Here is a 23,354-nt window from a genome sequence, read left to right as displayed (position 1 = left end):
TCTATGCGTCTTAATGATATTATTGTAGACGCATAGAGCACAATTTGTCTCCGTAGCTCAGTGGATAGAGCACGCGCCTTCTAAGCGTGTGGTCGGGAGTTCGAATCTCTCCGGGGACGCCAATATATAAGTTAAACACCATTTCGATGGTGTTTTTTTTGTTTTTTCGTTGAAACTTCACTCATCGCGATTTATAGGCGATAAAATGAGTTTAACAATAGGAATTTATGGTGAATTTTAGTACAATTGAATCAAGAACTTTGTATGGAGGGGCATATGAAAGTAAAGAAAAAGCATATTTTTTTAGTCCTTGGAATGCTTTTGTTTTGTTTAGGATCCGGCTTCGGATACTATAAGGGGACACAGCATCAAATAACAAATCTAGAACCAGAAATAATTCAAAAAAAGAGTCAATCTTTGACTGAAAACGAGGTCGTGACCAAACAACCATCGATAAAAGAGCGAGCGCTACCGTCTGCTGATTATTACGAAGAAGATTATCGCAGTGAGGAAACGATCATTCCTTTTGATATTATTGCGAAACCCGATGCCCAAGTTACATTAGGTGAAGATTACATTGAGCAAAGAGGACAAGAAGGACGCATTAGGACAGTTTATAAAGATCTCTATAAAAATAATGAACTAATCGAATCAACAGTTCACTACACCGAAACGGTTCAAGCACCGATTGCGGAAGTTCATATTATTGGAAAGAAGGAAAATGTTCAAAATAATGAGAAAATAGATCGTGAAGCTTCAATTCTGATGTTTGAAGCAGTCAATCAAACGCGTAAAGAACATCAGTTAGAGCCATTAGTATGGTCTGAAGCACTTTATGATTACGCTGGAATTCGAGCTGTTGATTTAGAACAACGGTTTGAGCATCGTCGTCCCGATGGAAGTTCATGGGATAGTCTTAATCCAAACATGATCTTTGCGGAAAATCTTGCCAAGCGTGCGTTTACGGTCGAAAGTGCGATGGAAGGGTTTATGAACTCACCAAGTCACCGAGCTAATATTTTGGATGATTTCACATCAGGCGCTTGCGCATTATTTGAGGCTGAGGACGGAAATTGGTATTGGGTTCAGTTATTTGGGTATTAACAGGGACTTGTCGGATAAGGAAACAAAGGGTATTATAGATGTAATGTGGTAAATGGAGGATTTGCATGGGTCGAATCAAATATTATTTTAAAAGATTAAAATCATTGGATTATAAAAATATGTGGCGTATTGCTGGAATTATTAGTAAAGAAACAGGCAAGTTTAGACTGTTCATTTTGGTTGATATGATCGGTTGTTCGTTTATTTATCAATCGGGCTATCTTGATTACTTTGAATTTGAGTTTTATTTATTGAATCGCTCGGAGCGTAAGACCTTTATTACGGGGGGAATCGCAAACGCTATTATTGTTAAGTATAATCAAAAAGAATTTAGACATAAATTTGCGGATAAGTCTGAATTCAATAAAGTATTCCGTGAATACATTGGTCGTGATTTTGTCGATTTACGCGAATCATCGGATGAATTGGTAAAAGCTTTTCTCGCATCACATGATGTTGTGATGGCAAAAGTAACCGATAGCCTAATGGGTTATGGCGTTGAACGCTTTGTGACATCGGAAATTGAAGATTTTGAATCATTTAAAAATGAACGTATGGCACGACGTCAGTTTTTAATTGAAGAATACTTTGTTCAACATGAAGCGATGTCCAGTCTGTATCCAGACAGTGTTAATACGCTGAGAATGATTACGTTCTTTGATGGAAAAGATGTTCATGTATTAGAAGGTGTCTTAAAAATCGGAAATGGTGGTCATCTGGATAATTTTGGTGCCGGCGGTATGTATACTGTTTTAGATGATGGAGGTCAAGTGTTGTATCCTGCTTTTGATAAAGATGCGATTGCTTACAAAACGCATCCAATTACAGGCGTTGATATCGTTGGATTTCAAGTTCCGCTTTATGATGAAATTGTTAGCATGTTAGATCGAGCAGCACGTGAGGTTCCACAAATTCAATACGTTGGATGGGATGTGGCCATTGGGCAGAAACGACCATCCTTGATTGAGGGAAATTATAATACGGGTGTGTTCCAAATGAAGCCGAGTTTAACAGGATCTAAAGAAGGGCTTTTACCCAAATTCAGAAAAGTAATTGATATTTAAACCTCAGCTTTGCTGAGGTTTTATTTAGGAATGGGACGCAATTAAAAGATAAGCACAACAAATGCAATACTTTTGTTTTTAATCAAACAAAAGTATGTTAAAATGAAACAGTATGAAAGGAAAAGTATGAACAACTATTATGAAACCTGCATCGACTCAATTCATACCCTTCTAAACGAAGGAAAACAACGAGAAGCGCTTGCGCTTGTTGACGAAGAATTGAGAATGCCTTATGTACCGGAACCGTATTTTTCACAACTTCAAATCATTCGTGATTCCGTTCGAATTGATACCGCACCGTCAAGCAAATATTTCGAAGATATTGATGAACTTGATGAAGCGTTACGTGGCAATGAACTTTTACAGCACAAAGCTATTATCTCTTTGGAGCGGATGAATCTACGCAATGAAATGACATTTGTTCAAAAATGGTTAGTCGATGAATGCATAGAAGATTGGATCAAGAAACAAATTCTATTCTTTCTTATGGACCAGTCGATTGATGCGGTGTTGCAATTAAAACTTAAAATGACAGATCATGTGATCAACACGGCTCAATTAGAAAATCCCTTGTTGTCCGATGCTTATCAAACATGTGTGTTGCAATTAGGTGATATGCTTGAATCTGAAAATCCTAGTCTTTTAATTCTTTGTCTCGGCGCTCTTGAACAACGTGTTCTGGATGCATTCCCGATTCCAATTGATGATTTAAGAGCTGAGGAAATATTAGATACAGTGAATACTTATTTGTATAAAGTATAAAGAATGCAAAAGTCGCTCGATTCAGTTAAAATAGAGTGGTGGTAAGTTTTTAGCACTCGTCTGTTGACTGTGCTAAAAGTTATGTTATAATAGTAACGTACTAGGAGGACAAACATGAAATCTACATGGACATTAAATGAAAACTCAACAGGATTATTAACTGTTGAAGTTGAAGAAAAGGCTTGGAAAAAAGCACAAGAAAAAACTTTAGATAACGCAATTAAAAACGTTGAAATTCAAGGATTCCGTAAAGGACAAGCACCTAAAGAATTAGCACGTAAACATGTTAACGAACAAATGATTATGATGGATGCAGTTAATGCAATCGCTAATGAAGCATTTGTAGCAGGAATGGTTGAACAAAAAATCGAACCTGTTGCAACACCTGAATTAGATATCGAAGCAATGACTGAAGACGCATTAACATTAAAATTTATCGTTACAGTTAAACCAGAAGTTGAATTAGGTGAATACAAAGGCTTAGAAATCAAACGTAAACGCATTACTGTTTCAGCAAAAGATATTGAAGCTGAACTTGAAAAATTACGTGAAGAACAAGCTGAATTACAACTTAAAGAAGGCGCAGTTGAAAACGGCGATACCGTTGTAATGGATTTCGAAGGATTTAAAGACGGCGTTGCATTCGAAGGTGGAAAAGGCGAGAACTATACATTAGAAATCGGTTCAAACTCATTCATTCCTGGATTCGAAGAAGCAATGATCGGAATGGTTTCAGAAGATGAAAAAGATTTAGACATCACTTTCCCAGAAGAATACCATGTAGAAGACCTTGCTGGTCAACCAGTTGTCTTCAAAGTTAAATTACACGAAGTAAAAACAAAAGTGTTACCAGAATTAAACGATGAGTTTGTTGAATTATTAGATGATGAAGAAATTACTTCATTAGACGCATTAAAAGATTCAATTAAGAAAAATCTTAAAGCACAACGTGAACAAGCAGAAGAAGATCGCGTAAATGAAGAACTTGTGGAAACAATTTCAAATAATGCGAAAATTGACATTCCTGCAGCAATGATTGAAGAAGAATTAAATCAAATGTTTAATGAATTCAATCAACGTCTTGCACAACAAGGTATGAACTTCGATCTTTACTCACAAATTCTTGGACAATCTGAAGAAGATGTAAAAGAACAAATGCGTGAAGATGCAGAAAAACGTGTACGCACTCGCTTAACACTTGAAAAAATTGCTGAAGTTGAAGGATTAAAAGTAGAAGACGAAGAAATTGAAAAAGAATTTGCTACAATTTCTGAAGTATATGGCATGGAACTTGAACAAGTTAAAGGTTTAGTTTCACCAGATGCTATCGGATACGATATCTTATTACGAAAAGCGATGGAGCTAGTACAAGAAACTCTTGCTTAATTAAAAGACGCTTAGCGTCTTTTTTATCCTTAAAGGAGGGATTGCTATGAGCGAAAAAAATATAACAATAAGCGTTCCTGTTGTTGCAACGCGTGGTGTTATTGTGTTCCCAGAACAAGAGATTATGATTGAAGTAGGTCGTCATAAAAGCATGAATGCAATTGATGAAGCCGAAAAGTTCTTTAATGGACAAGTCGTGCTTGTAAGTCAAAAAGATATTCTCGTTGATGATCCGCGTCAAGATGAACTTTATGAATTTGGTTCACTCGTAAACATTAAAGCAGTAAAACGTAAACAAGGCTTTTTACGTGTTACATTTACAGGACTCAAACGCGTTAAATTAGATACATTAAATGACGATGGTCGTATGCTATTTGGTTCAGTTTCATCTCTCGAAGATATTATCGGCGAAGAAAATGAAGAAATGGCGTTAGTGCGTCGTATTACCAATGAGATTGAACAAGTATCGGTTCAAAATATTACAATTCCAACAGAAATTGTAAATCAATTAACGATGGGAGTATCTGCATCACAATTGAGTGATCAATTTGCACAGTATTTCCCACTACAATTAGAGCGAAAACAAGAACTTCTCGAAGAGTTAAATGTGAATGAACGTTTACTCATGATTATTGAAGAAATTCAACGTGAGCAAACATTAGCACAAATTGAAAATACGATTAATGAGAAAGTTAAAGATCGTGTTGAAGAGAATCAACGAGAATATTATCTAAGAGAAAAAATGCGCGCGATTCGTGAAGAATTGGGTGATGTTGGAGACGTAGGGGAAGACAGCGATGAATTCCGTGAAATGATTGAAAACAATCCTTATCCTGAATATGTTAAGGAAAAAGCGATGGAAGAATTACGTCGCTATGAAATGTTACCACAAGCATCAGGAGAGTCAGGGGTTGTACGTTCCTACCTTGAGTGGCTTTTAAAGACACCTTGGTGGCAAGAAACGGAAGATATCAAAGACTTAAACCTTGTTCGTGAAAAACTTGATGAGGACCACTTTGGCTTGGATAAAGTTAAAGACCGTATTATGGAATATCTCGCTGTCAAAGAAATGACCGGCAATCTAGATGCTCCAATTATCTGCCTTGTTGGGCCTCCGGGAGTTGGTAAAACATCTCTTGCGAAGTCGATTGCGGATTCACTTGGACGTGAGTTTGTGAAAGCTTCTGTTGGTGGTGTACGGGACGAAGCTGAAATCCGAGGGCACCGTCGTACATACCTTGGATCACTACCAGGACGTATTATTCAAGGAATGAAAAAAGCGGGTGTAGTAAACCCTGTTTTCTTAATTGATGAAATTGATAAAATGGCATCTGATTACAAGGGTGATCCTTCAAGTGCAATGCTGGAAGTGTTAGATCCTGAACAAAACAAACTATTCAGTGATAACTATCTTGAAGAACCATATGATTTATCAAATGTAATGTTTGTGGCGACTGCTAACTATTTGGGAGATATTCCTGAAGCATTACGCGATCGTTTGGAAATTATTCAATTGAGTTCATATACTGAAGAAGAAAAATTAAATATTGCTAAAGAGCATTTGATTCCAAAACAATTGGAAGCAAACGGTCTTAAAAAATCTCAATTCCGTATGAGTGATGCTCAATTACGTTATGTTATTCGTCATTACACACGTGAAGCGGGTGTCCGTCAATTAGAACGTGTTATTGCATCTTTATGCCGTAAGACAGTTCTTGCAATTCTTAAAGATGGCAAGAAATCAATCACTATTAATAAAGATATTATTACTGAATGGTTGGGTCAAATCATTTTTGAATACGGACAAAAAGAGAAAAAAGATCAAGTGGGTGTTGTTACCGGACTTGCTTATACACAATTTGGTGGTGATGTTCTACCAATCGAAGTCACTACCTATGAAGGTAAAGGTCGACTTGTTGTGACAGGGCAACTGGGTGATGTTATGAAGGAGTCTGCAGAAATTGCAATGGGTTATGTTAAGAGTCATGCTCGTAGTTTAAACATTGCTCCTGATTTCTTTGAAAAACATGACGTACAAGTTCACGTACCGGAAGGAGCCGTTCCTAAAGATGGCCCATCGGCAGGTGTTACATTTACAACCGCGCTCATTAGTGCATTAACCAATAATAAAGTTCGTTCTAACCTTGCGATGACTGGGGAAATTACCCTACGTGGTAATGTCTTACCAATTGGTGGTTTAAAAGAAAAATCACTTGCTGCACATCGAGTTGGAATTAATCGAATTGTCATTCCAAAATTGAATGAAAAAGACTTAGCAGAAGTTCCCGATGTTGTTAAGGAAAGTGTTACATTTATCCCATGCGAAACCATTGATGAAGTGTTGAAAGAAGCACTCATTTAATGACATGGAAGACAAATGATGCGCAGTTGATAATTTCAGCTGCGCATTCGTCTCAATTTCCAGAGACGGATCAAAAAGAAATTGTAATGGTAGGAAAATCAAATGTAGGAAAATCTTCGTTGATAAATGCCATTACAAACCGTAAAAAACTTGCTTATGTTGGACAAACACCAGGGAAGACACGTCTAATCAATTTCTATCATATTAATGATGAAGTTATACTTACCGACGTTCCCGGATATGGTTTCGCAAATCGTTCCAAACAGGAGCAAATTCACTACGGTACACTTATGGATAGCTATTTTGAATTGCGTCATCCATCTGTTATGCTGGTCCTTGTCGATGTTCGACGTGGAGTCAGTCAAGACGATATCATGATGATTCAATTTGCGATTCATTATGGTATTCGATATGCGCTTGTTTTAACTAAAGTTGATAAATTGTCAAAAAATAAAATCAACAATATTAAGCGTGAGATTTTTAAAGAATTCCAAGATGTTACGGTTTTAGAATTTTCAAGTCTAAAAAATGAAACGCGTGACCCGATCATTAAGTTTATTCAAAAAAATATTTGATGATCGTGTGGAACCTTTACACTCACTGATACGATAAAGCGATACATGAAAGGGACGAACATGAAAAAATTATTTTGGAAAATTAAGTATTACTTTAAACGCTTGTTCAACATGGATTTCTCAGGTTTTAAAAATGCAATTCAATATGCACATGAAAAGAGCGGACGTTCTCGTGTAGTTCTATTCTTTGATATGATTTGGTGCTCGTTTAAGTATACTGCAGGTTACGTAGACTATAATGAATTTGAGTTTTATGACTTGAATGCGCAACAACGTGCAACATTCATTACACTGGGTCATTCTGCACGTATTGCTAAGTACTATAATGATCCTGAGTTCTTGGATATTTTTGACGATAAGTCAATTTTCGTAAAACGTTTTAGTGATTATGTGCATCGTGATACGTTTGATATTCGCGAAAGTGATGCGGATGGACTGGAAGCATTTGTCCGTAAGCATGGTAAGGTTATGGCCAAACGTACAACGGATTATGTTGGACGAGGTATCGAAGTTGTCGATGTAAATGAAAATCCAACAATCAACTTTGATGATTTATATCAAGCTTTGATGGATAACCGTCAATACCTGATTGAAGAATTCTTCAAACAACATCCAAAAATGAGCGAATTATCACCTACAAGTGTAAATACATTACGGGTGATTACATTCCTCGATGACGAAAAAATACCGCGTATTCTTGTCTCGGTATTGAAATCTGGTTTAGGAAGTCATGTTGATAATATTGGGCAAGGTGGTATGTATACCATTCTTGATGATACCGGTACGGTTGTCTATCCATTTATTGATAAAGACTGTAATCAACATACGAAACATCCGATAACGGGTACTGATTTAATTGGATTTCAAGTTCCACATTATGAACAATTAGTTTCAAGTATTAAAGAAGCTTGTTTGGTGATACCACAAGTTCGTTATATGGGTTGGGACGTAGCTGTAGGTGTGGATGGACCCGAAATTATTGAAGGAAATTCTTCTACTGGACCATTCCAAGTGATTCCAAGCATGTCAGATGAAAAAACAGGTGTAAAACCAATTTATGATCGTTATATAAAAAATTATTAAAAGAGCGAAAGCTCTTTTTTTATATCTGTATGTTCGATTGACGCAAATGACGCGATGTGATAAAATTAAATAAATCGTTGAATAGGAAGAGTATTGTATGTTTTGAGTTTAGAGAGTTGCTGGCTGGTGAAAAGCAATCTCATGCATAGAAGAATGTAGCCTGGGAGATTGGTATCTGAACATAAGTAAGATGCTACGTAGTCGGCGTTAACGACAATGAGGCATACAATGTATGTAAAATAAGGTGGTACCACGATTCATCGTCCTTTGGATGATGTTTTTTTTATTATTTTGGAGGGAAGTATGGAGCAAAAGACAATACCAACACTTGAAACAGAACGGCTTATATTAAGGCCGGTTGTGATTGATGATGCCGATGATATGTTTCTTTATGCTAAGACATATCAGGTAACGCGCATGACGCGTTTTAAGCCGCATCAAAGTGTAGAAGATTCGAAGAAAGTAATTGAACACGTCTTTCTCTCACGACCCGAAAAGGGATGGCCAGAAGCATTTGCGATAACACTCAAAAATAACGGCCGTATGATCGGTACGTGTGATTTTTGGCCCATTAGTGCTTCAGAAGGTGTGTACGAAATGGGGTATGCCTTAAATCCTCGGTTTTGGGGATTGGGACTTATGACGGAAGCTGCATCTGCTGTATTGCAATTTGCATTTGAAAGTTACAAGGTGCGTCGAATGGAGCTCAAGCATTTACAGAGCAACCCTGCTTCGGGTGCAGTTGCAAAGAAACTGGGCTTTGAACAAGAAGGAATTAAACGGCAAGCGGCACGATTGGAAGATGGATATGATGATTTAGTGTGTTATGGACTTTTACAGGAGGAATATTATGACAGAAAAACTATCGAAAAAATATGAACATAGTGAAGTAGAATTAAAAAAATATAACGAATGGGTGGAAAAAGGGTATTTTACAGCAGGAGATACATCAAAAGCACCTTACTCGCTCGTTATTCCACCACCTAACGTTACAGGGAAATTACACTTAGGTCATGCTTGGGATAATACGCTACAAGATATTATTATTCGTTACCAACGCCTCTTAGGTAAAGATGCATTGTACTTACCAGGAATGGATCATGCAGGAATCGCTACGCAAGCAAAAGTTGAACAAAAAATGCGGGAACAAGGAATCTCACGTTATGACCTTGGACGTGAAGCCTTTCTTGAAAAATCTTGGGAGTGGAAAGACGAATACGCAGGACACATCCGTGAACAATGGTCTAAATTAGGCATTTCTGTCGATTATTCTCGTGAACGATTCACTTTGGACGAAGGACTCAATCAAGCGGTTAATAAAGTATTTGTTGATCTGTATAATGATGGCTTAATTTTCCAAGGTTATCGCATTATTAATTGGGATGTAGAGGCTCAAACTGCACTTTCCAATATCGAGGTTATTCACAAAGAAGTGGAAGGTAATTTCTATACATTTGAATATACTGTTGAAGAAACAGGGGAAAAATTAAAAGTATCGACAACGCGTCCTGAAACGATGTTTGGTGACGTATGTATTGTGGTGCATCCGGATGATGAACGTTATGCCCATGTTGTTGGGAAACATGCAATTAATCCCGCGAACGGAGATGTGCTTCCTATTATCACGGATGACTATATCGATATTGAATTTGGTACAGGCGTGATGAAATGTACTCCGGCTCATGACCCAAATGATTTCACAATTGGTGAAAAATATGGTTTAGCGATGCCAATTTGTATGAATCCGGACGGTACGATGAATGAACTTGCGGGTAAGTATCAAGGAATGGAACGATTTGCTTGTCGTAAGGCATTAGTAGCGGATATTGAAGCAGCTGGTAAATTGATTTCAATTGAAAAACATGTACACCAAGTAGGGCATTCGGAACGTACTGATGTCATTGTAGAGCCATATCTGTCAAAACAATGGTTTGTTAAGATGAAGCCACTTGCAGATGAAGTGTTAAAGCATCAAGATGGAGATGAGAAGATTCATTTCTATCCAGAACGTTTTGAAAATACCTTTACACGTTGGCTTGATAATATTGAAGACTGGTGTATCTCGCGCCAATTATGGTGGGGACATCGCATACCGGCATGGTTCCACAACGATACAGAAGAAATTTATGTAGGGCTTGAAGCACCAAAGGATATTGAAAACTGGCATCAAGATGAAGATGTTCTTGATACATGGTTCTCCAGTGCATTGTGGCCATTCTCAACATTGGGCTGGCCTGAAAATACGGCCGATTTAGAACGTTATTATCCTACAAGTGTACTTGTTACCGGATATGACATTATCTTCTTCTGGGTAGCCCGTATGGCGTTCCAAGCTCGATATTTTACCGATTCAAGACCTTTTGAAGATGTATTGATTCATGGTTTGATTCGTGACCAAGAGGGTCGAAAGATGAGTAAGTCATTGGGTAATGGTGTTGACCCCATGGATGTTATTGAAGAATATGGTGTTGATGCATTGCGTTACTTCCTTACAACCAATTCGACACCGGGCCAAGATATGCGTTACATGCCTGAAAAGGTGGAAGCTTCATGGAACTTTATCAATAAAATATGGAATGCTTCACGATTTGTATTAATGCATATCGAGGATGATATTTATGATATCAATCAAGCGAAGTTATCTCAAGTTGACCGTCATATCATTCATAAATTTAATGAAACATTGGAAGAAGTTTCACGTAATATGGATAAATATGAATTTGCACTTGTAGGTAACACCTTGACACGCTTTGTATGGGATGATTTCTGCAGTTGGTATATTGAATTAAGTAAGAGTGAATTACAAAGTAATGACGAAGATGTTGCCTATGCAGCCAAAGCAACATTAGCGCATATGCTTAAAAACATCCTGATTATGCTTCATCCATTTATGCCTTTTGTTACTGAAGAAATCTATTGCGCATTACCGGGTCATATTGAATCGATCAACCTTGAAACATGGCCTGAAAGTATGGTAATTGAAACATCAGATCTTTCGGAAGTTGATTTTATGATTGAGGCGATTCAAGCAATTCGAGAGGTTCGTGTAAACTATGATGTTAAGCCTTCGAAACCATTGAATGTTGAAGTGTTAAATACAGACAATAAGCCTTACATACTCAATAAAGTTCTTTTAGAAATGTTTGAAGCGATGGCGAAGGTTACAATTACAACACTTCCTGATAGTAGTATTGCGCAACCAATTCACGGTGGTGCGATTCGATTAGTACAAGAAGAACTCGTAGATCGTGCGGCATTGCTAGAAAAACTTGAAAAAGAAAAAGCTAAACTCGAGGGAGAAATCCAACGAGGTGAAAAAATGCTTTCAAATGAGAAGTTTATTGCAAAGGCACCCGAATCTAAAGTTCAAGAAGAACGTCAAAAATTAGATGAATATAAACGACAATTAGCACTCGTTTTAGAACAATTACAATAAGAAAAGGACCCATCGGGTCCTTTTTAGTTTGCTAACAAAGGCACGAAGCATGTATAATCGAAATAAGAAGGATAGGTAATTATTATGAAACGAAACAAAACATCATTTTCCATAATCGAATTTAAAGAAGAAGCACAGTATCTTGAACAAAAAGCGGAAGAAGGGTATATGCTAGATTCCTATGATGGCACTGCATACCATTTTGATTTCAATGAACCGGCGAAATTAAATTTTGAAGTAACGTATTGCATTGAACCGATGACCGAAGAAATAAAACAACGGTATTTAGATCAAGGTTTTATCCGGATTTGTGAGTATAGCAGTCAAAAAGGAGGAACATATTATTATTTTGTAAGACCCCGCAGCTTAAATCCTATTGTTTCATTTCAAGAGGATCGCATTGAGGTTATCAAAATGATGGTCCATCGCATCGAGCGATTCAGTGGAATCGTTATTGCCTCGCTGCTCGTCTTTTTTATCTATTTATACATAAATTATCAAAATAATTTATATTTTATTATTATTGGTGCAGGTGCAGTCCTAGGAGCGTATACATGGCAATTACGAAGCAAAGCAATGGCTATTTTAAAAGAAATCAGTAAATAATACTGGTAAAACAAGTAAAAATTTACTAAAATCAGTATAGAGGACTAATTATAAGAAAAAGGAGGATATTATGGCAACTATAAAAGATATCGCATTAAAAGCAAGTGTTAGTCAGGCTACGGTGTCGCGTATTCTTAATGAAGACCCGACGCTTAGTGTTAAAGATGAAACAAGAGATGAAGTCTTTCGTGTTGCGAAAGAACTAAACTATCGTATTAAGAAAAAGAATAAAAAAGCTGATGTACTGATGGTCGGAATCGTGCAATGGATTTCAAGTAACGAAGAAGAAGAAGACCCTTATTATTACTCATTGCGAATGAGTGTTGAAAACTTCTGCATCAGTCATAAAATTCAAATTAAACGCTACTATAAAGAGAACATGGTTGATGTATTTTTAGAAGATGACTTGGACGGTTTAATTTGTGTTGGTAAGTTTTCACACCAACAGGCCAATGATTTGGAGCGTCATTGTCCTGCAATTGTTTTCGTTGATTCCAATCCTGATTCAAGCAAATATTCCGCAGTGGTACACGACTTAGAGGGTGCAACTGCTGCGTCCATTAACTATCTAAAAGAGATGGGACATACACGAATTGGCTATATTGGCGGTCGTGAGTATCTAGGAGCTACTAAAATTGAATACGTAGATCGTCGTGAACGGACCTTTAATAAGCTTATGAGTGAAGACCGTGAAATGGAGTATAATCAAGACCATGTTTATTTGGGAAAATATACCGCACAAACCGGATATTCAAGTGTGTTAGAGGCTTTAAAACAAGAAGTTGTACCTACAGCATTTATTTGTGCCAGTGACACCATTGCGATGGGTGCACTTCGTGCATTGGGTGAGATGAAAGATCAAGTTCCTCATCAAATATCGATTGTTGGTTATAATGATATCGCTAGTGCTAAGTTCTTTAATCCACCACTTACGACTGTAGCATTGGATACTAAGTATATGGGGGAACTGGCGGCTCAACTCTTGACGTTAATGATCAGTTCAAAAAGTTTTATCCCTGTTAAGGTTGTATGCTCTACAAAGTTAGTTGTTCGAGAAACCGTATTTTCAGTAAAATCTTTACTGTAAGCGTTGACATAAGCGCTTACATGGGTTATCATGACCTTGCTAGTGGTAAAACATTTACTAGAATTTAGTACAGGAGGAAGTACAGATGAAGAAATTGAGTAAATTGATTTTAGTATCATTGTTAGCGCTTACTTTATTCGGATGCTCATCCAAGGATGGAGCAAAGGGTGACGCTAAAGATGGCGGTAAGACATATAACATCGGAGTTGCAATTTATAAATTCGATGACAACTTCATGACACTATATCGTGAAGAGCTTGCATCATACTTTAAAGAAGTAGGGGAAAAAGATGGAAATACTTACAAACTTGATGTTCAAGATGGTAAGCAAGACCAAGCAAACCAAACAGAGCAAATTAATAACTTTATCGCCCAAGGTAAAGACTTAATTATTGCGAACATGGTTGACCCAACTGCAGCTGGATCAATTATAAATTCAGCAAAAGCAAAAGACATTCCAGTTGTATTCATTAACCGCGAACCAGAAACACAAGAATTAGAAATCTGGCCAGGAAAAACAACTTATGTTGGAGCCGATGCAACACAATCAGGAACCATTCAAGGTTATATGATTGCCGGTCTTGATAATAAAGGGGACATTGATGGTGACGGTGTTGTGAGTTACATCACATTAATGGGTGACCCTGCAAACGTTGATGCAAAACAACGTACTGAATTCTCAGTTAAAGGTCTTGAAGAAAAAGGCGTTAAAACAAATGCTTTAGCTCAACCTTACCAAGCAAACTGGGATACAGCGAAAGGTCAAGAATTTACAGCGAATGCATTAGAACAATTTGGTAACAAGTTAGAAGTTATATTTGCAAACAATGACGGTATGGCAGTTGGGGCTGTAACGGCAATCGAAGCAGCTGGCCGTAAAGTTGGTGAAGATATCTTCGTAGTTGGTGTTGATGCGATTCCAGATGCAATTGAACTCCTTAAAGGTGGAAAACTAACGGGTACAGTATTAAATGACCACTTTAACCAATCACATACAGCAGTTGATGTAGCACTTGAATTACTACAAGGTAAAGAAGTTTCAGCATACTACTGGCATGATTATGTTGGGGTAACAAAACCTGAAGAAGCAGAACTAAAACGTGCAGAAGCTCGTAAAGAAACTGTAGAAGAAGCAGTAAAACGTTACGCAGAACGTGACGCTCAATAATTTAAAAATACGTTAATGTTAAATCTCAAGTGTGCTTAACGGCACACTTGAATATTTATAAGGATAGGAAGGTGACAGACATGAGCGAATACATCCTAGAAATGAAAGACATTACTAAAACTTTCCCTGGTGTAAAAGCATTAGACCATGTCAATTTAAGATTAAAACCGGGTACAGTTCATGCACTTATGGGTGAAAATGGAGCTGGCAAATCAACATTGATGAAGTGTTTATATGGGATATATCATAGAGATTCAGGATCAGTAATCTTTAATGGAAACGAAGTTGAATTTAAAGATGCAAAGGAAGCCATTGATTCAGGAATTTCCATGATTCATCAAGAATTACAACCCATTCGCATGATGACCGTGGGAGAAAACATTTTCTTAGGAAATTACCCTATGACCAAGTTCAAGACGGTAGATCATAAGAAAATGTACCAAGAAACAGAGCGCCTATTAAAAGAAGTTGGATTGGATGTGGAGCCAACCACTTTACTTAATGAGTTGACGGTTTCTCAAATGCAATCCATTGAAATTGCTAAAGCAATTTCTCATAATGCGAAAGTTGTTATTATGGATGAACCAACATCGTCATTAACTGCTACAGAAGTGGAGAAACTGTTTGCAATTATTGAAAAGTTGACTGAAAAAGGAATTGCTATTGTATATATATCACATAAAATGGATGAAATCTTAAAGATTTCAGATGAAATTACAATCATGCGGGATGGTTGTTATGTCGGTACATGGCCAGCAAGTGAAATGACCAATGATTCAATCATTAAAAATATGGTTGGACGCGAATTAAAGAGTTTGTTCCCACCAAAAACAAACAAACCAACGGATGAAGTAGTATTGCGTGTTGAAAACTTAACGTCACCGAATCCATTGTCATTTAAAGAATGTTATTTTGAATTAAGACGTGGTGAAATCTTGGGGGTTGGGGGGCTCGTTGGAGCTCAACGTACTGAATTGATGGAAGCGATTTATGGAATGCGTGCGATTGATCACGGTATCGTAAAGTTGGGTGAGAATCAATTAGTTGTAAATCGACCTCAAGATGCGATTCGAAATGGAATTGCCCTTGTAACAGAAGACCGTCGTGGGAATGGGATCTTTGGAGTCTTATCGGTATCGGATAATGTAGCGATTGCTTCAATAGATCAATACATCCATAATGGGATTTTGGATGATAAGAAAATAAGCGAAGTTGTTGATAGCAGTATTGATCGATTAAACATCAAAACAGCAAGCAAAAAAACGCATATAGAAAACTTATCTGGAGGGAACCAACAAAAGGTTATCTTATCTCGTTGGTTAGCAAATAATCCTGATATTCTAATTTTAGATGAACCAACACGTGGTATCGATGTTGGGGCTAAATATGAGATATACCAAATTATTAATGAGTTAGCTGCTGAAGGAAAGAGTATTATTATGATTTCTTCGGAAATGGCAGAACTCTTAGGTGTCTCAGATCGCGTTATGGTTATGTGTGAGGGTCGTGTTTCTGGTTTCTTAGATAAAGAAGAAGCAACTCAAGAAAGCGTCATGACACTTGCAACGAAGTTTATGGAATAAGGGAGAAAAATTATGACAACGCATTTATTTGAAAAAAAAGAGAAAAAATTTGATATTAAAGACTTTTTGACAAATTACTCAATGTATATTGTAGTTGCGGTAATGATTCTGTTTACAGGCATTACACAAGATAACTTTTTTACAGTTGGTAACGTATCAAACATTCTTGCAAATACTTCAGTGCGATTCATTATTGCATTAGGAGTTTCAGGAACACTCATTATTAGAGGTACAGACCTTTCAGCAGGACGAATTGTTGGTCTCTCTGCCTTAATAACAGGAACACTCGTGCAAAAGCCTGATTTTGTTGGGAAATTCTTCCCCAATGTTCCAGACATGCCAATGTTTGTGCCACTTCTTATTGTTTTAGTTGTATGTACGATATTTGGAATGATTAATGGTTTAATTGTTGCATATCTTAATGTACCGCCATTCTTGGCAACATTAGGAACACAAATTATGATTTATGGAATCAACATGCTTTATGGACAAAACAAGCCAATTGGTACCTTTAAAGATGAATTTATTCAAATCGGTCAAGGGAAGATTTTTGGAGCAATTCCTTATCTAACCATTATCGCAATCTTTATTGGAATCCTAATGTGGATCTTGTTTAACAAAACAAAACATGGTAAATACATGTATGCAATTGGTGGTAATGAAAATGCTGCGGAAGTATCGGGTGTTAATGTTAGACGTTCTAAAGTTCGTATTTTCGCACTTGCAGGATTCCTCTATGGACTCGCAGGTTACTTATTATCCGCCAAAACCGGTTCTGTAGGACCTTCAGCGGGACAAGGTTATGAGCTTGAAGCGATTGCATCTGCGACAATTGGTGGTGTTTCTACAGCCGGTGGTCAAGGGACGGTTCCGGGTATCTTACTTGGGGTCTTCGTGTTTGAACTCTTAAAAGTGTGTCTATCATACTTGGGTGTTTCACCTGATATGACGAACGTTATTCAAGGGATTGTTATTATTATTGCCGTTGCACTTGATATCCGTAAGACGACACGTAAGAAGTAATTATGGAAAATCAATTAGCACAACAATTTAAAACTGTATTTGGTGTCGAACACGAATTTGATTTTTTTGCACCAGGTCGCATTAATTTAATTGGAGAGCATATAGACTATAGCGGCGGGTCTGTGTTTCCATGCGCGATTACATACGGTACCTATGCGCTCGTTCGTAAGCGCAGCGATAAAGTTCTTAATCTTTATTCAACAAATTTTGAGGATTTAGGCGTGATAACGTCGAATCTTGATGAGCTTGTATATCAAGAAAAAGATGATTGGGCTAACTATCCAAAGGGTGTTATCAAGATGTTTGAACTTGCAGGACATGTTTGTGATACAGGACTGGATATTCTCTATTTTGGAAATATCCCTAATGGTGCCGGTCTTTCAAGTTCGGCTTCAATAGAAGTCCTAACTGCTTGGATTGTAAATAAACTGTTTCATTTCAATGAAGATATGATTACCTGTGTTAAGTTATCACAAAAAGCCGAGAATGAATTCATCGGTGTGAATTGTGGTATTATGGATCAATTTGCTGTGGGGATGGGGCGAAAGGATCATGCAATCTTACTGAATACCAATACGTTGGCATATGAATACGTGCCCGTTGAACTTGGGGAAGCTTCAATCGTGATTGCCAATACCAATAAACGACGTGGACTGACGGATTCCGCGTACAATGAGCGAAGAGGTCAATGTGAAGTTGCCCTTGAAATTCTAAAAACAGAATATAATATTAATCACCTATGTGATCTCTCATTGGATCAATTGGTGGCAAAAGAATCTTTATTTGAGGACAAAGTTGTATACCGACGTGCATACCATGCTGTCAGCGAAAATACACGCACACAACGTGCAGCAGAAGTTTTAAAATCGGGAGATATTAAGGCCTTCGGGATGCTCATGAACGAAAGCCATATATCACTGCGTGATGATTATGAAGTTACCGGTATTGAATTGGACACACTTGTATCCAGTGCATGGAGTCAACCTGGAACAATTGGTGCTCGTGTTACCGGTGCAGGTTTTGGGGGTTGCGCAATCGCAATTGTCGAAAATAAAGATGTTGCTGCATTTATAAAAAATGTAGGCATTGAATATGCGGATAAAATTGGCTATGAAGCAACGTTTTATGTTGCTTCGGTAGGCGAAGGAACGCATCAAATTTAAGGTGTGAAAAGGATGTGCACTCACATCCTTTTCATCATTAGGGGAGGTTGTATGTTAAACGTGAAAAAGGTGATGACTCACCATCAAAATATAAAAGAAATAACGCTCAAAACTGAATGTGCAGAAGCGCGTATTTTAACACTTGGTGCTACAGTAACCACATTTAAATTAAACAATGATGTGAATATTGTAACTTCATACAGAAACTACGAAGACTATATAAACAATGCTGTATACTTGGGTTCAAGTGTGGGTCCTTTAGCGGGAAGGACGCGAGAGGGCTTAATTGTTACTGATGATACGACGTTGGTCCTCAGTCAAAATAATGGCTCCGCACATCTACACGGGGGTTATGCAGGGATTTCAACCCGTAATTTCAATATTAAAAGTCTCTATGATGATGAAGAACCAATCGTCATATTAGAAGGTGATTTTAATCATGAAACGGATGGTTATCCAGGACTCATCCATTACGAAGTGATTTTTCGACTTGAGGGATCGTCATTATCCATCTCTTACACAGCAACACCTTCGGTAAAGATGCCTTTAAACCTAACGAATCATATGTATTTTGATTTACTGGGTGAAGGTGATTTGTCGAATCATCATTTATGTGTTGAAGCGGATGCAGTAGCATATTTGGATCAAGATTTATGTTCAGATGGAACACTTCTTGATGTTTCAGATACGGTGTTTGATTTACGTCACAATCCCTCACTTAAAGAGGTATTAGAAGGTGACCACGAACAATTTCAATACACACGACACCTTGATCACAATTACCAACTTAATGGTGATAAGACGGTTGTTTTATCGGCTAGAGATAAAACACTAACGATTGAAACTACATGTCCGGCAGTTCAAATTTATTATGCAAACTATTTTGATGAAACTTTTAAAAATAGTCTTGGAAGGGTTGCAACCAATCACTCTGCGATTGCGATTGAACCGGAGCATCTTCCAGGTGGTAATGTACCTTGGTACTCTGAAAAGAATCCCTATCAAGAAGTTACAACTTATACATTAACGAACAACTGAACCGACTCTATTTTTAGATATAAAAACTCTAATATGAAGTGATATTAGAGTTTTTTTTATGAAATGATTAGAGTTAAAGTAAAAGAACACACTGGATTGTGTGTTCTTTATAGATTATGAGATTAATATTGTCTATTTTGCTTCAACTGTTTCAATTTCTGGTTTGAGGAATGAAAGCATGATTGCGGTAACAAGAGAACCTCCAAGGATTCCAGCAATAAACCATAGTGGTTGTCCTACTACAGGAAGGACGATAAATCCACCATGAGGTACAGGACAGGTTACACCACCAATTGCTCCAATAATTGCACCAACAGCAGCACCGACCATAGTTGAAGGAATCACGCGTTTGAAGTCTTTAACAGCAAAGGGTATAGCACCTTCAGTAATACCTAAACAACCCATAATACCTGCTGCTTTGGCTGCATCACGTTCTTCTTCAGTATATTTATTTTTAGCAATTAATGTAGATAAGAAAATTCCGATGGGAGGGATAGCTACTGTAATACGGAACATACCGTTTGGTTCGAAAATCCCTTCATTCATTAATGCGAGTGTAAACATTGAGACAGTTTTCGTTACGGGACCACCCATATCGAATGCGTTCATAAAACCAATACAAATCGCAAGTAAGATTTTACTGGATCCATTCATATTTGCAAGGAATTGAATCAAGATATCAACAAGTCCTGACATTGGATTTGCGATTAAGAAGATATAGGCAACACCGACAACAAAAGTAACAAGTGTTGGGATTACAATAATAGGCATAATAGAACGAAGGGTTTTCCCAACTTTCCATGTTTTAATCCATTTAGCAAGATAACCCGCAGCAACAGCGACGAGCATTGCACCAAGGAAACCGGTTTTTGCACCCGTATCGCCTACAGGATTATTAGCGATATAACCAAGAATAAACCCTGGTGCAAGTCCAGGACGACCAGCGATTGAGTTTGCAATGTATGCGGATAATACAGGAATCATCATCGCAAAGGCAGCTTTACCCAATGTATTCAAGGCAATCATAAATTCCCCATTAGGGACAAGTCCTTTATCTGTTGTTGTTGCAGTCATCAGTGAAATGGCAAGCATAACACCACCCGCAACAACAAGAGGCATCATATAAGATACACCACTTAGCATGGCTTTTTGTAAATCTTTAAAGAACTTTTTCATGAACGTGCCTCCTCGATCATTGCGATTGCTTGATCAATCATTTCAGAAGTGTGTGAAATGGCCCGTCCAACATCAGCATTCATGACAAGCTTGTCATCAAAACGTTCTTCACCTTCGATGGAGATACTTACAGCAAGGATAACAATATCTGCTGCTTCAATTTCTTCATCAGTCAATTCATTTTCGATACCCATACTACCTTGGGTCTCTATTTTAACTTCATAACCACGTTCTTTACATTCTTTCTCAAGGCATTCTTGAGCCATGTATGTATGGGCGATTCCAGTAGGGCATGCTGTAATTCCAATAATTTTATACATATTTTTTCTCCTAATTATTTTCTACTTGTTTTAGTAATTCAAATACTTCATGGGCACTGGTTGCATGCATCAGTGCGTCTCTAAATTCTTCATGCATCAGTTTGCGACTGATGTTTGATAAGATTCGTAAGTGAAGCTTATTGTCGGCATTTTCAGGTACGCCAATCATAAAGATCGACTGTACAGGTTCGCCATTACGTTCATCCCAGATAAATGTATCTTGGGTCCGTAAGTATGCAAAGAAAGCCTCGTTTACACCGGAACTCTTGCCATGGGGGATTGCAATTCCAAGGCCCAAAGAAGTCGGTATTTCTGCTTCACGTTCGAATACTTTCTGCTTGAAATTATGAATGTCGTTGACTAAATCACAGTCAGCGGCTTTGGATGCAAGATATTCAATCGCATCTTCTTTATTTGTTATATCAATATCAATATGAACAAGATTTTCCTTAATCATTTTCATTGCCTCCTAATAAGTTATAGAACGATTCTTTATCCAATTTCATTAACACTTCATCAACATATTGTTTCGAGGAAATGAGTTGGTAAATATCTTTGAGTATCATTTTAGCGTGACATATGTCTTCATCCGCAATATTTACAAAGATAATAAGCTGAACATTGTACTGATTCCATTTAATATTTTTTTGATTAAACCAAAATGAAATCACTGTTTTACAAACGTATTTTGTATTGCCATGTGGGATTGAAACACCTGAGATCATATCAGTACCTGCAAGTTGTTCACGTGCATATATTGAGGGGCCATAGTCCTTTGTGACTACGCCGTGATGCTCAAGGTGTGCCACCATCTTGTTAATAACATCTTCTTTACAATCTTCATTTCCGAATAAGATACAATCGGGATCAATGAATTGTGGAAAACATTTTAAGTCAAGTGTATCGGGTTTAAATTTGATATCAATAAAATTGCGTTGATAGTAGTTCGATATGTTTTTTACATCGACATCTGTGAGGATGGGCGATACTTGAATTACGGGGATATGAATGTTTTCGAGGGGGATTGTTGAAATAATAAAGTCGATATACTCGAGATCATTTGTTTCAACTTGTTCTAAAGATGCTACCTCAATAATATCAAGGGGTGGCAATATATTTTTTACTCGAGTTGCTACAAGTTCGGAAGTCGATAGACCGGAATGGCATACGATGAGAACCTTCTGACTTTGTTTTATTTGATCGAGTGCATTTTGAAAATAGATGACGACAAATGAGATTTCATGTTCATTAAAGCGTACACCCAATAGTTCGGATTCTTTTTCAAAAGCAATCCAGGCAAGATCATAGATTAATCGGAATTCATGTTTGATCTGCTCAAGCAAAGGGTTTTTAATGAAAATATTATTTCTAAGTCTTGTCATCATGGGACCGAAGTGATTGGAAAGTTGCGATACCAAACGTTTATTTTGCATTAAATCAATGTGAAGTAATGCACTCATGGTGGCAACAATCCGCTCAACAATAGGTAGATATTGCTGACTGATCTCATCAGTCACTGATTTAAATTCAATTTTATTAGCATTTAAGTGTCGTGCAATATAAATTGTAGATTCTGTCGTAAATTGAACGTCACAACATTTTTCAATGCGATGTAAGATATCAATTGCAATAATTCGATTGGGCAATTCTTTTGCCTCATTGATTACTAATGCGGTGCGATCCAAGGTCATGTGCTTGTTTAATCGCGCACGATAAGTTAGAACTACCAGAATATTAATGATATTAAACAGATAAATTTGCGATATATTTGTTTTGGAAATGTTGGTAAAGTCATTCATAATGGATAAAACACAGTCTACAATGTCCTTACCATAATTAATTCGCATAAATTCAAGTTTATCGTTCATGGATACAATGTCATCTTCATCACAAGTTACATGATTATAAAGCACATAGGTATTTTGAACTTGACGTTCACTTCCATAGAGTTTCGTTCCTTTGGTAGTAGCATGAAATTTTAAGGTGTTAGCCGTCAAATAGCGTTTTTTTATTGCGGTAAAATCTTGTGCAATCGAACTTTCACTTACAAAATAATGTGTTGCGAGTTGATTGTACGTATAGATTTTTTTATTGAAGAGCATTTGCTTAAAAATCGCGCGTTGTCGTTCAAAGGGGGATAGGTAACCGTTTTTATTTTGATATTCTTGTGTTCGGACGGTATCTTTCAGATGTGTAAATTCAACCTGAATTCCTATCCCTGGAACTTTTCTTAGTTCATATCCTTGACGGTTTAAGTAAGGTTCAATCTTATTTAGATCGTAATGTACTGTACGGTTTGATACACCGAGTTCTAAAGCATAGTCAGAAATTGTCCACGTGCTTTGTTGTTTTTTTAGCATATCAAACAATTTTTCTTGTCGTTCAGATAATGGTTTCATACAGTACCTCCTTACTAAA

General features: G+C 37.2%; 20 protein-coding genes, 1 tRNA gene and 1 other annotated feature. Of the genes, 17 read left to right on the top strand and 4 right to left on the bottom strand.

Going from position 1 to position 23,354, the window contains the following annotated elements:
- The first annotated feature begins 46 nt into the window (after positions 1–46).
- The 17 genes from B096_RS0103655 (at position 47) to B096_RS0103575 (ending at position 19,440) form a co-directional block, all read left to right on the top strand.
- A tRNA-Arg gene (locus tag B096_RS0103655) sits at positions 47–122 on the top strand.
- A gap of 154 nt (positions 123–276) precedes the next feature.
- On the top strand, positions 277–1,104 hold the full coding sequence (locus B096_RS0103650; RefSeq protein WP_018579432.1) for a CAP domain-containing protein: 828 nt from the start codon (positions 277–279) through the stop codon (positions 1,102–1,104).
- Positions 1,105–1,169: 65 nt separating this feature from the next.
- Complete coding sequence (locus B096_RS0103645) at positions 1,170–2,168, top strand: sugar-transfer associated ATP-grasp domain-containing protein (RefSeq protein ID WP_018579431.1); 999 nt, start codon at positions 1,170–1,172, stop codon at positions 2,166–2,168.
- Positions 2,169–2,294: 126 nt separating this feature from the next.
- A complete protein-coding gene (locus B096_RS0103640) occupies positions 2,295–2,930 on the top strand; it encodes a hypothetical protein (RefSeq protein ID WP_018579430.1) in 636 nt (211 codons plus the stop codon).
- A gap of 114 nt (positions 2,931–3,044) precedes the next feature.
- The gene (tig, locus tag B096_RS0103635; RefSeq protein ID WP_018579429.1) at positions 3,045–4,316 is read left to right on the top strand and encodes a trigger factor; all 1,272 of its coding nucleotides are present in this window, start codon (positions 3,045–3,047) and stop codon (positions 4,314–4,316) included.
- A gap of 46 nt (positions 4,317–4,362) precedes the next feature.
- Positions 4,363–6,678 (top strand): endopeptidase La, encoded by a 2,316-nt coding sequence (lon, locus tag B096_RS0103630; protein ID WP_018579428.1) that lies wholly within the window; start codon positions 4,363–4,365, stop codon positions 6,676–6,678.
- Positions 6,678–7,253, top strand: coding sequence for a ribosome biogenesis GTP-binding protein YihA/YsxC (gene yihA, locus B096_RS0103625; protein WP_018579427.1), 576 nt, complete (start codon positions 6,678–6,680; stop codon positions 7,251–7,253). Before lon ends, yihA begins: the two co-directional genes overlap by 1 nt.
- 60 nt (positions 7,254–7,313) lie before the next feature.
- Positions 7,314–8,336, top strand: coding sequence for a sugar-transfer associated ATP-grasp domain-containing protein (locus B096_RS0103620; protein ID WP_018579426.1), 1,023 nt, complete (start codon positions 7,314–7,316; stop codon positions 8,334–8,336).
- A 68-nt stretch (positions 8,337–8,404) separates the two neighbouring features.
- Positions 8,405–8,607: a binding site (T-box leader), on the top strand.
- A 32-nt stretch (positions 8,608–8,639) separates the two neighbouring features.
- Complete coding sequence (locus B096_RS0103615; RefSeq protein ID WP_018579425.1) at positions 8,640–9,215, top strand: GNAT family N-acetyltransferase; 576 nt, start codon at positions 8,640–8,642, stop codon at positions 9,213–9,215.
- Positions 9,187–11,772: a valine--tRNA ligase gene (locus tag B096_RS0103610; protein ID WP_018579424.1), complete on the top strand. Its 2,586-nt coding sequence runs from the start codon at positions 9,187–9,189 to the stop codon at positions 11,770–11,772. The genes B096_RS0103615 and B096_RS0103610 overlap by 29 nt, the downstream gene beginning before the upstream one ends.
- A gap of 84 nt (positions 11,773–11,856) precedes the next feature.
- Positions 11,857–12,378 (top strand): DUF2812 domain-containing protein, encoded by a 522-nt coding sequence (locus tag B096_RS0103605; protein WP_018579423.1) that lies wholly within the window; start codon positions 11,857–11,859, stop codon positions 12,376–12,378.
- A gap of 70 nt (positions 12,379–12,448) precedes the next feature.
- Complete coding sequence (locus B096_RS0103600; protein WP_018579422.1) at positions 12,449–13,465, top strand: LacI family DNA-binding transcriptional regulator; 1,017 nt, start codon at positions 12,449–12,451, stop codon at positions 13,463–13,465.
- An 85-nt stretch (positions 13,466–13,550) separates the two neighbouring features.
- On the top strand, positions 13,551–14,633 hold the full coding sequence (locus tag B096_RS0103595; RefSeq protein ID WP_018579421.1) for a galactose ABC transporter substrate-binding protein: 1,083 nt from the start codon (positions 13,551–13,553) through the stop codon (positions 14,631–14,633).
- Positions 14,634–14,713: 80 nt separating this feature from the next.
- Positions 14,714–16,216 (top strand): sugar ABC transporter ATP-binding protein, encoded by a 1,503-nt coding sequence (locus tag B096_RS0103590; protein ID WP_018579420.1) that lies wholly within the window; start codon positions 14,714–14,716, stop codon positions 16,214–16,216.
- 12 nt (positions 16,217–16,228) lie between these two features.
- On the top strand, positions 16,229–17,239 hold the full coding sequence (locus B096_RS0103585) for a galactose/methyl galactoside ABC transporter permease MglC (RefSeq protein WP_018579419.1): 1,011 nt from the start codon (positions 16,229–16,231) through the stop codon (positions 17,237–17,239).
- 2 nt (positions 17,240–17,241) lie between these two features.
- On the top strand, positions 17,242–18,402 hold the full coding sequence (locus B096_RS0103580) for a galactokinase (RefSeq protein ID WP_018579418.1): 1,161 nt from the start codon (positions 17,242–17,244) through the stop codon (positions 18,400–18,402).
- 51 nt (positions 18,403–18,453) lie between these two features.
- Positions 18,454–19,440: an aldose epimerase family protein gene (locus B096_RS0103575; protein ID WP_018579417.1), complete on the top strand. Its 987-nt coding sequence runs from the start codon at positions 18,454–18,456 to the stop codon at positions 19,438–19,440.
- Positions 19,441–19,572: 132 nt separating this feature from the next.
- Here B096_RS0103575 and B096_RS0103570 read toward each other — a convergent pair whose 3' ends face one another.
- Genes B096_RS0103570 through B096_RS0103555 form a run of 4 tightly spaced genes read right to left on the bottom strand, consistent with a single transcriptional unit; the run spans position 19,573 to position 23,335 of the window.
- Positions 19,573–20,616 carry a PTS fructose transporter subunit IIC gene (locus B096_RS0103570; RefSeq protein ID WP_018579416.1) on the bottom strand — a complete coding sequence of 348 codons (1,044 nt, stop codon included), beginning with the start codon at positions 20,614–20,616 and terminating at the stop codon, positions 19,573–19,575.
- Complete coding sequence (locus B096_RS0103565) at positions 20,613–20,936, bottom strand: PTS fructose transporter subunit IIB (protein ID WP_018579415.1); 324 nt, start codon at positions 20,934–20,936, stop codon at positions 20,613–20,615. The genes B096_RS0103570 and B096_RS0103565 overlap by 4 nt, the downstream gene beginning before the upstream one ends.
- A gap of 10 nt (positions 20,937–20,946) precedes the next feature.
- Positions 20,947–21,393, bottom strand: a complete 447-nt coding sequence (locus tag B096_RS0103560) for a PTS sugar transporter subunit IIA (RefSeq protein ID WP_018579414.1) — start codon at positions 21,391–21,393, stop codon at positions 20,947–20,949.
- Positions 21,386–23,335, bottom strand: coding sequence for a BglG family transcription antiterminator (locus B096_RS0103555; protein ID WP_018579413.1), 1,950 nt, complete (start codon positions 23,333–23,335; stop codon positions 21,386–21,388). The genes B096_RS0103560 and B096_RS0103555 overlap by 8 nt, the downstream gene beginning before the upstream one ends.
- Positions 23,336–23,354: the final 19 nt, after the last annotated feature.

Source organism: Erysipelothrix tonsillarum DSM 14972 (assembly GCF_000373785.1).
In the GTDB taxonomy this organism is placed as follows: domain Bacteria; phylum Bacillota_I; class Bacilli_A; order Erysipelotrichales; family Erysipelotrichaceae; genus Erysipelothrix; species Erysipelothrix tonsillarum.
Note: the sequence above shows the minus strand (reverse complement) of the source record. Positions and strands in the feature narration are given on the sequence as shown.

Coding starts and splice junctions, on each gene's coding strand:
- B096_RS0103580 (WP_018579418.1), top strand. CDS start 17,242: ATGGAAAATCAATTAGCACAACAATTTAAAACTGTATTTGGTGTCGAA.
- B096_RS0103615 (WP_018579425.1), top strand. CDS start 8,640: ATGGAGCAAAAGACAATACCAACACTTGAAACAGAACGGCTTATATTA.
- B096_RS0103555 (WP_018579413.1), bottom strand. CDS start 23,335: ATGAAACCATTATCTGAACGACAAGAAAAATTGTTTGATATGCTAAAA.
- yihA (WP_018579427.1), top strand. CDS start 6,678: ATGACATGGAAGACAAATGATGCGCAGTTGATAATTTCAGCTGCGCAT.
- B096_RS0103645 (WP_018579431.1), top strand. CDS start 1,170: ATGGGTCGAATCAAATATTATTTTAAAAGATTAAAATCATTGGATTAT.
- B096_RS0103605 (WP_018579423.1), top strand. CDS start 11,857: ATGAAACGAAACAAAACATCATTTTCCATAATCGAATTTAAAGAAGAA.
- lon (WP_018579428.1), top strand. CDS start 4,363: ATGAGCGAAAAAAATATAACAATAAGCGTTCCTGTTGTTGCAACGCGT.
- B096_RS0103620 (WP_018579426.1), top strand. CDS start 7,314: ATGAAAAAATTATTTTGGAAAATTAAGTATTACTTTAAACGCTTGTTC.
- tig (WP_018579429.1), top strand. CDS start 3,045: ATGAAATCTACATGGACATTAAATGAAAACTCAACAGGATTATTAACT.
- B096_RS0103640 (WP_018579430.1), top strand. CDS start 2,295: ATGAACAACTATTATGAAACCTGCATCGACTCAATTCATACCCTTCTA.
- B096_RS0103590 (WP_018579420.1), top strand. CDS start 14,714: ATGAGCGAATACATCCTAGAAATGAAAGACATTACTAAAACTTTCCCT.
- B096_RS0103585 (WP_018579419.1), top strand. CDS start 16,229: ATGACAACGCATTTATTTGAAAAAAAAGAGAAAAAATTTGATATTAAA.
- B096_RS0103600 (WP_018579422.1), top strand. CDS start 12,449: ATGGCAACTATAAAAGATATCGCATTAAAAGCAAGTGTTAGTCAGGCT.
- B096_RS0103570 (WP_018579416.1), bottom strand. CDS start 20,616: ATGAAAAAGTTCTTTAAAGATTTACAAAAAGCCATGCTAAGTGGTGTA.
- B096_RS0103595 (WP_018579421.1), top strand. CDS start 13,551: ATGAAGAAATTGAGTAAATTGATTTTAGTATCATTGTTAGCGCTTACT.
- B096_RS0103650 (WP_018579432.1), top strand. CDS start 277: ATGAAAGTAAAGAAAAAGCATATTTTTTTAGTCCTTGGAATGCTTTTG.
- B096_RS0103560 (WP_018579414.1), bottom strand. CDS start 21,393: ATGATTAAGGAAAATCTTGTTCATATTGATATTGATATAACAAATAAA.
- B096_RS0103565 (WP_018579415.1), bottom strand. CDS start 20,936: ATGTATAAAATTATTGGAATTACAGCATGCCCTACTGGAATCGCCCAT.
- B096_RS0103575 (WP_018579417.1), top strand. CDS start 18,454: ATGTTAAACGTGAAAAAGGTGATGACTCACCATCAAAATATAAAAGAA.
- B096_RS0103610 (WP_018579424.1), top strand. CDS start 9,187: ATGACAGAAAAACTATCGAAAAAATATGAACATAGTGAAGTAGAATTA.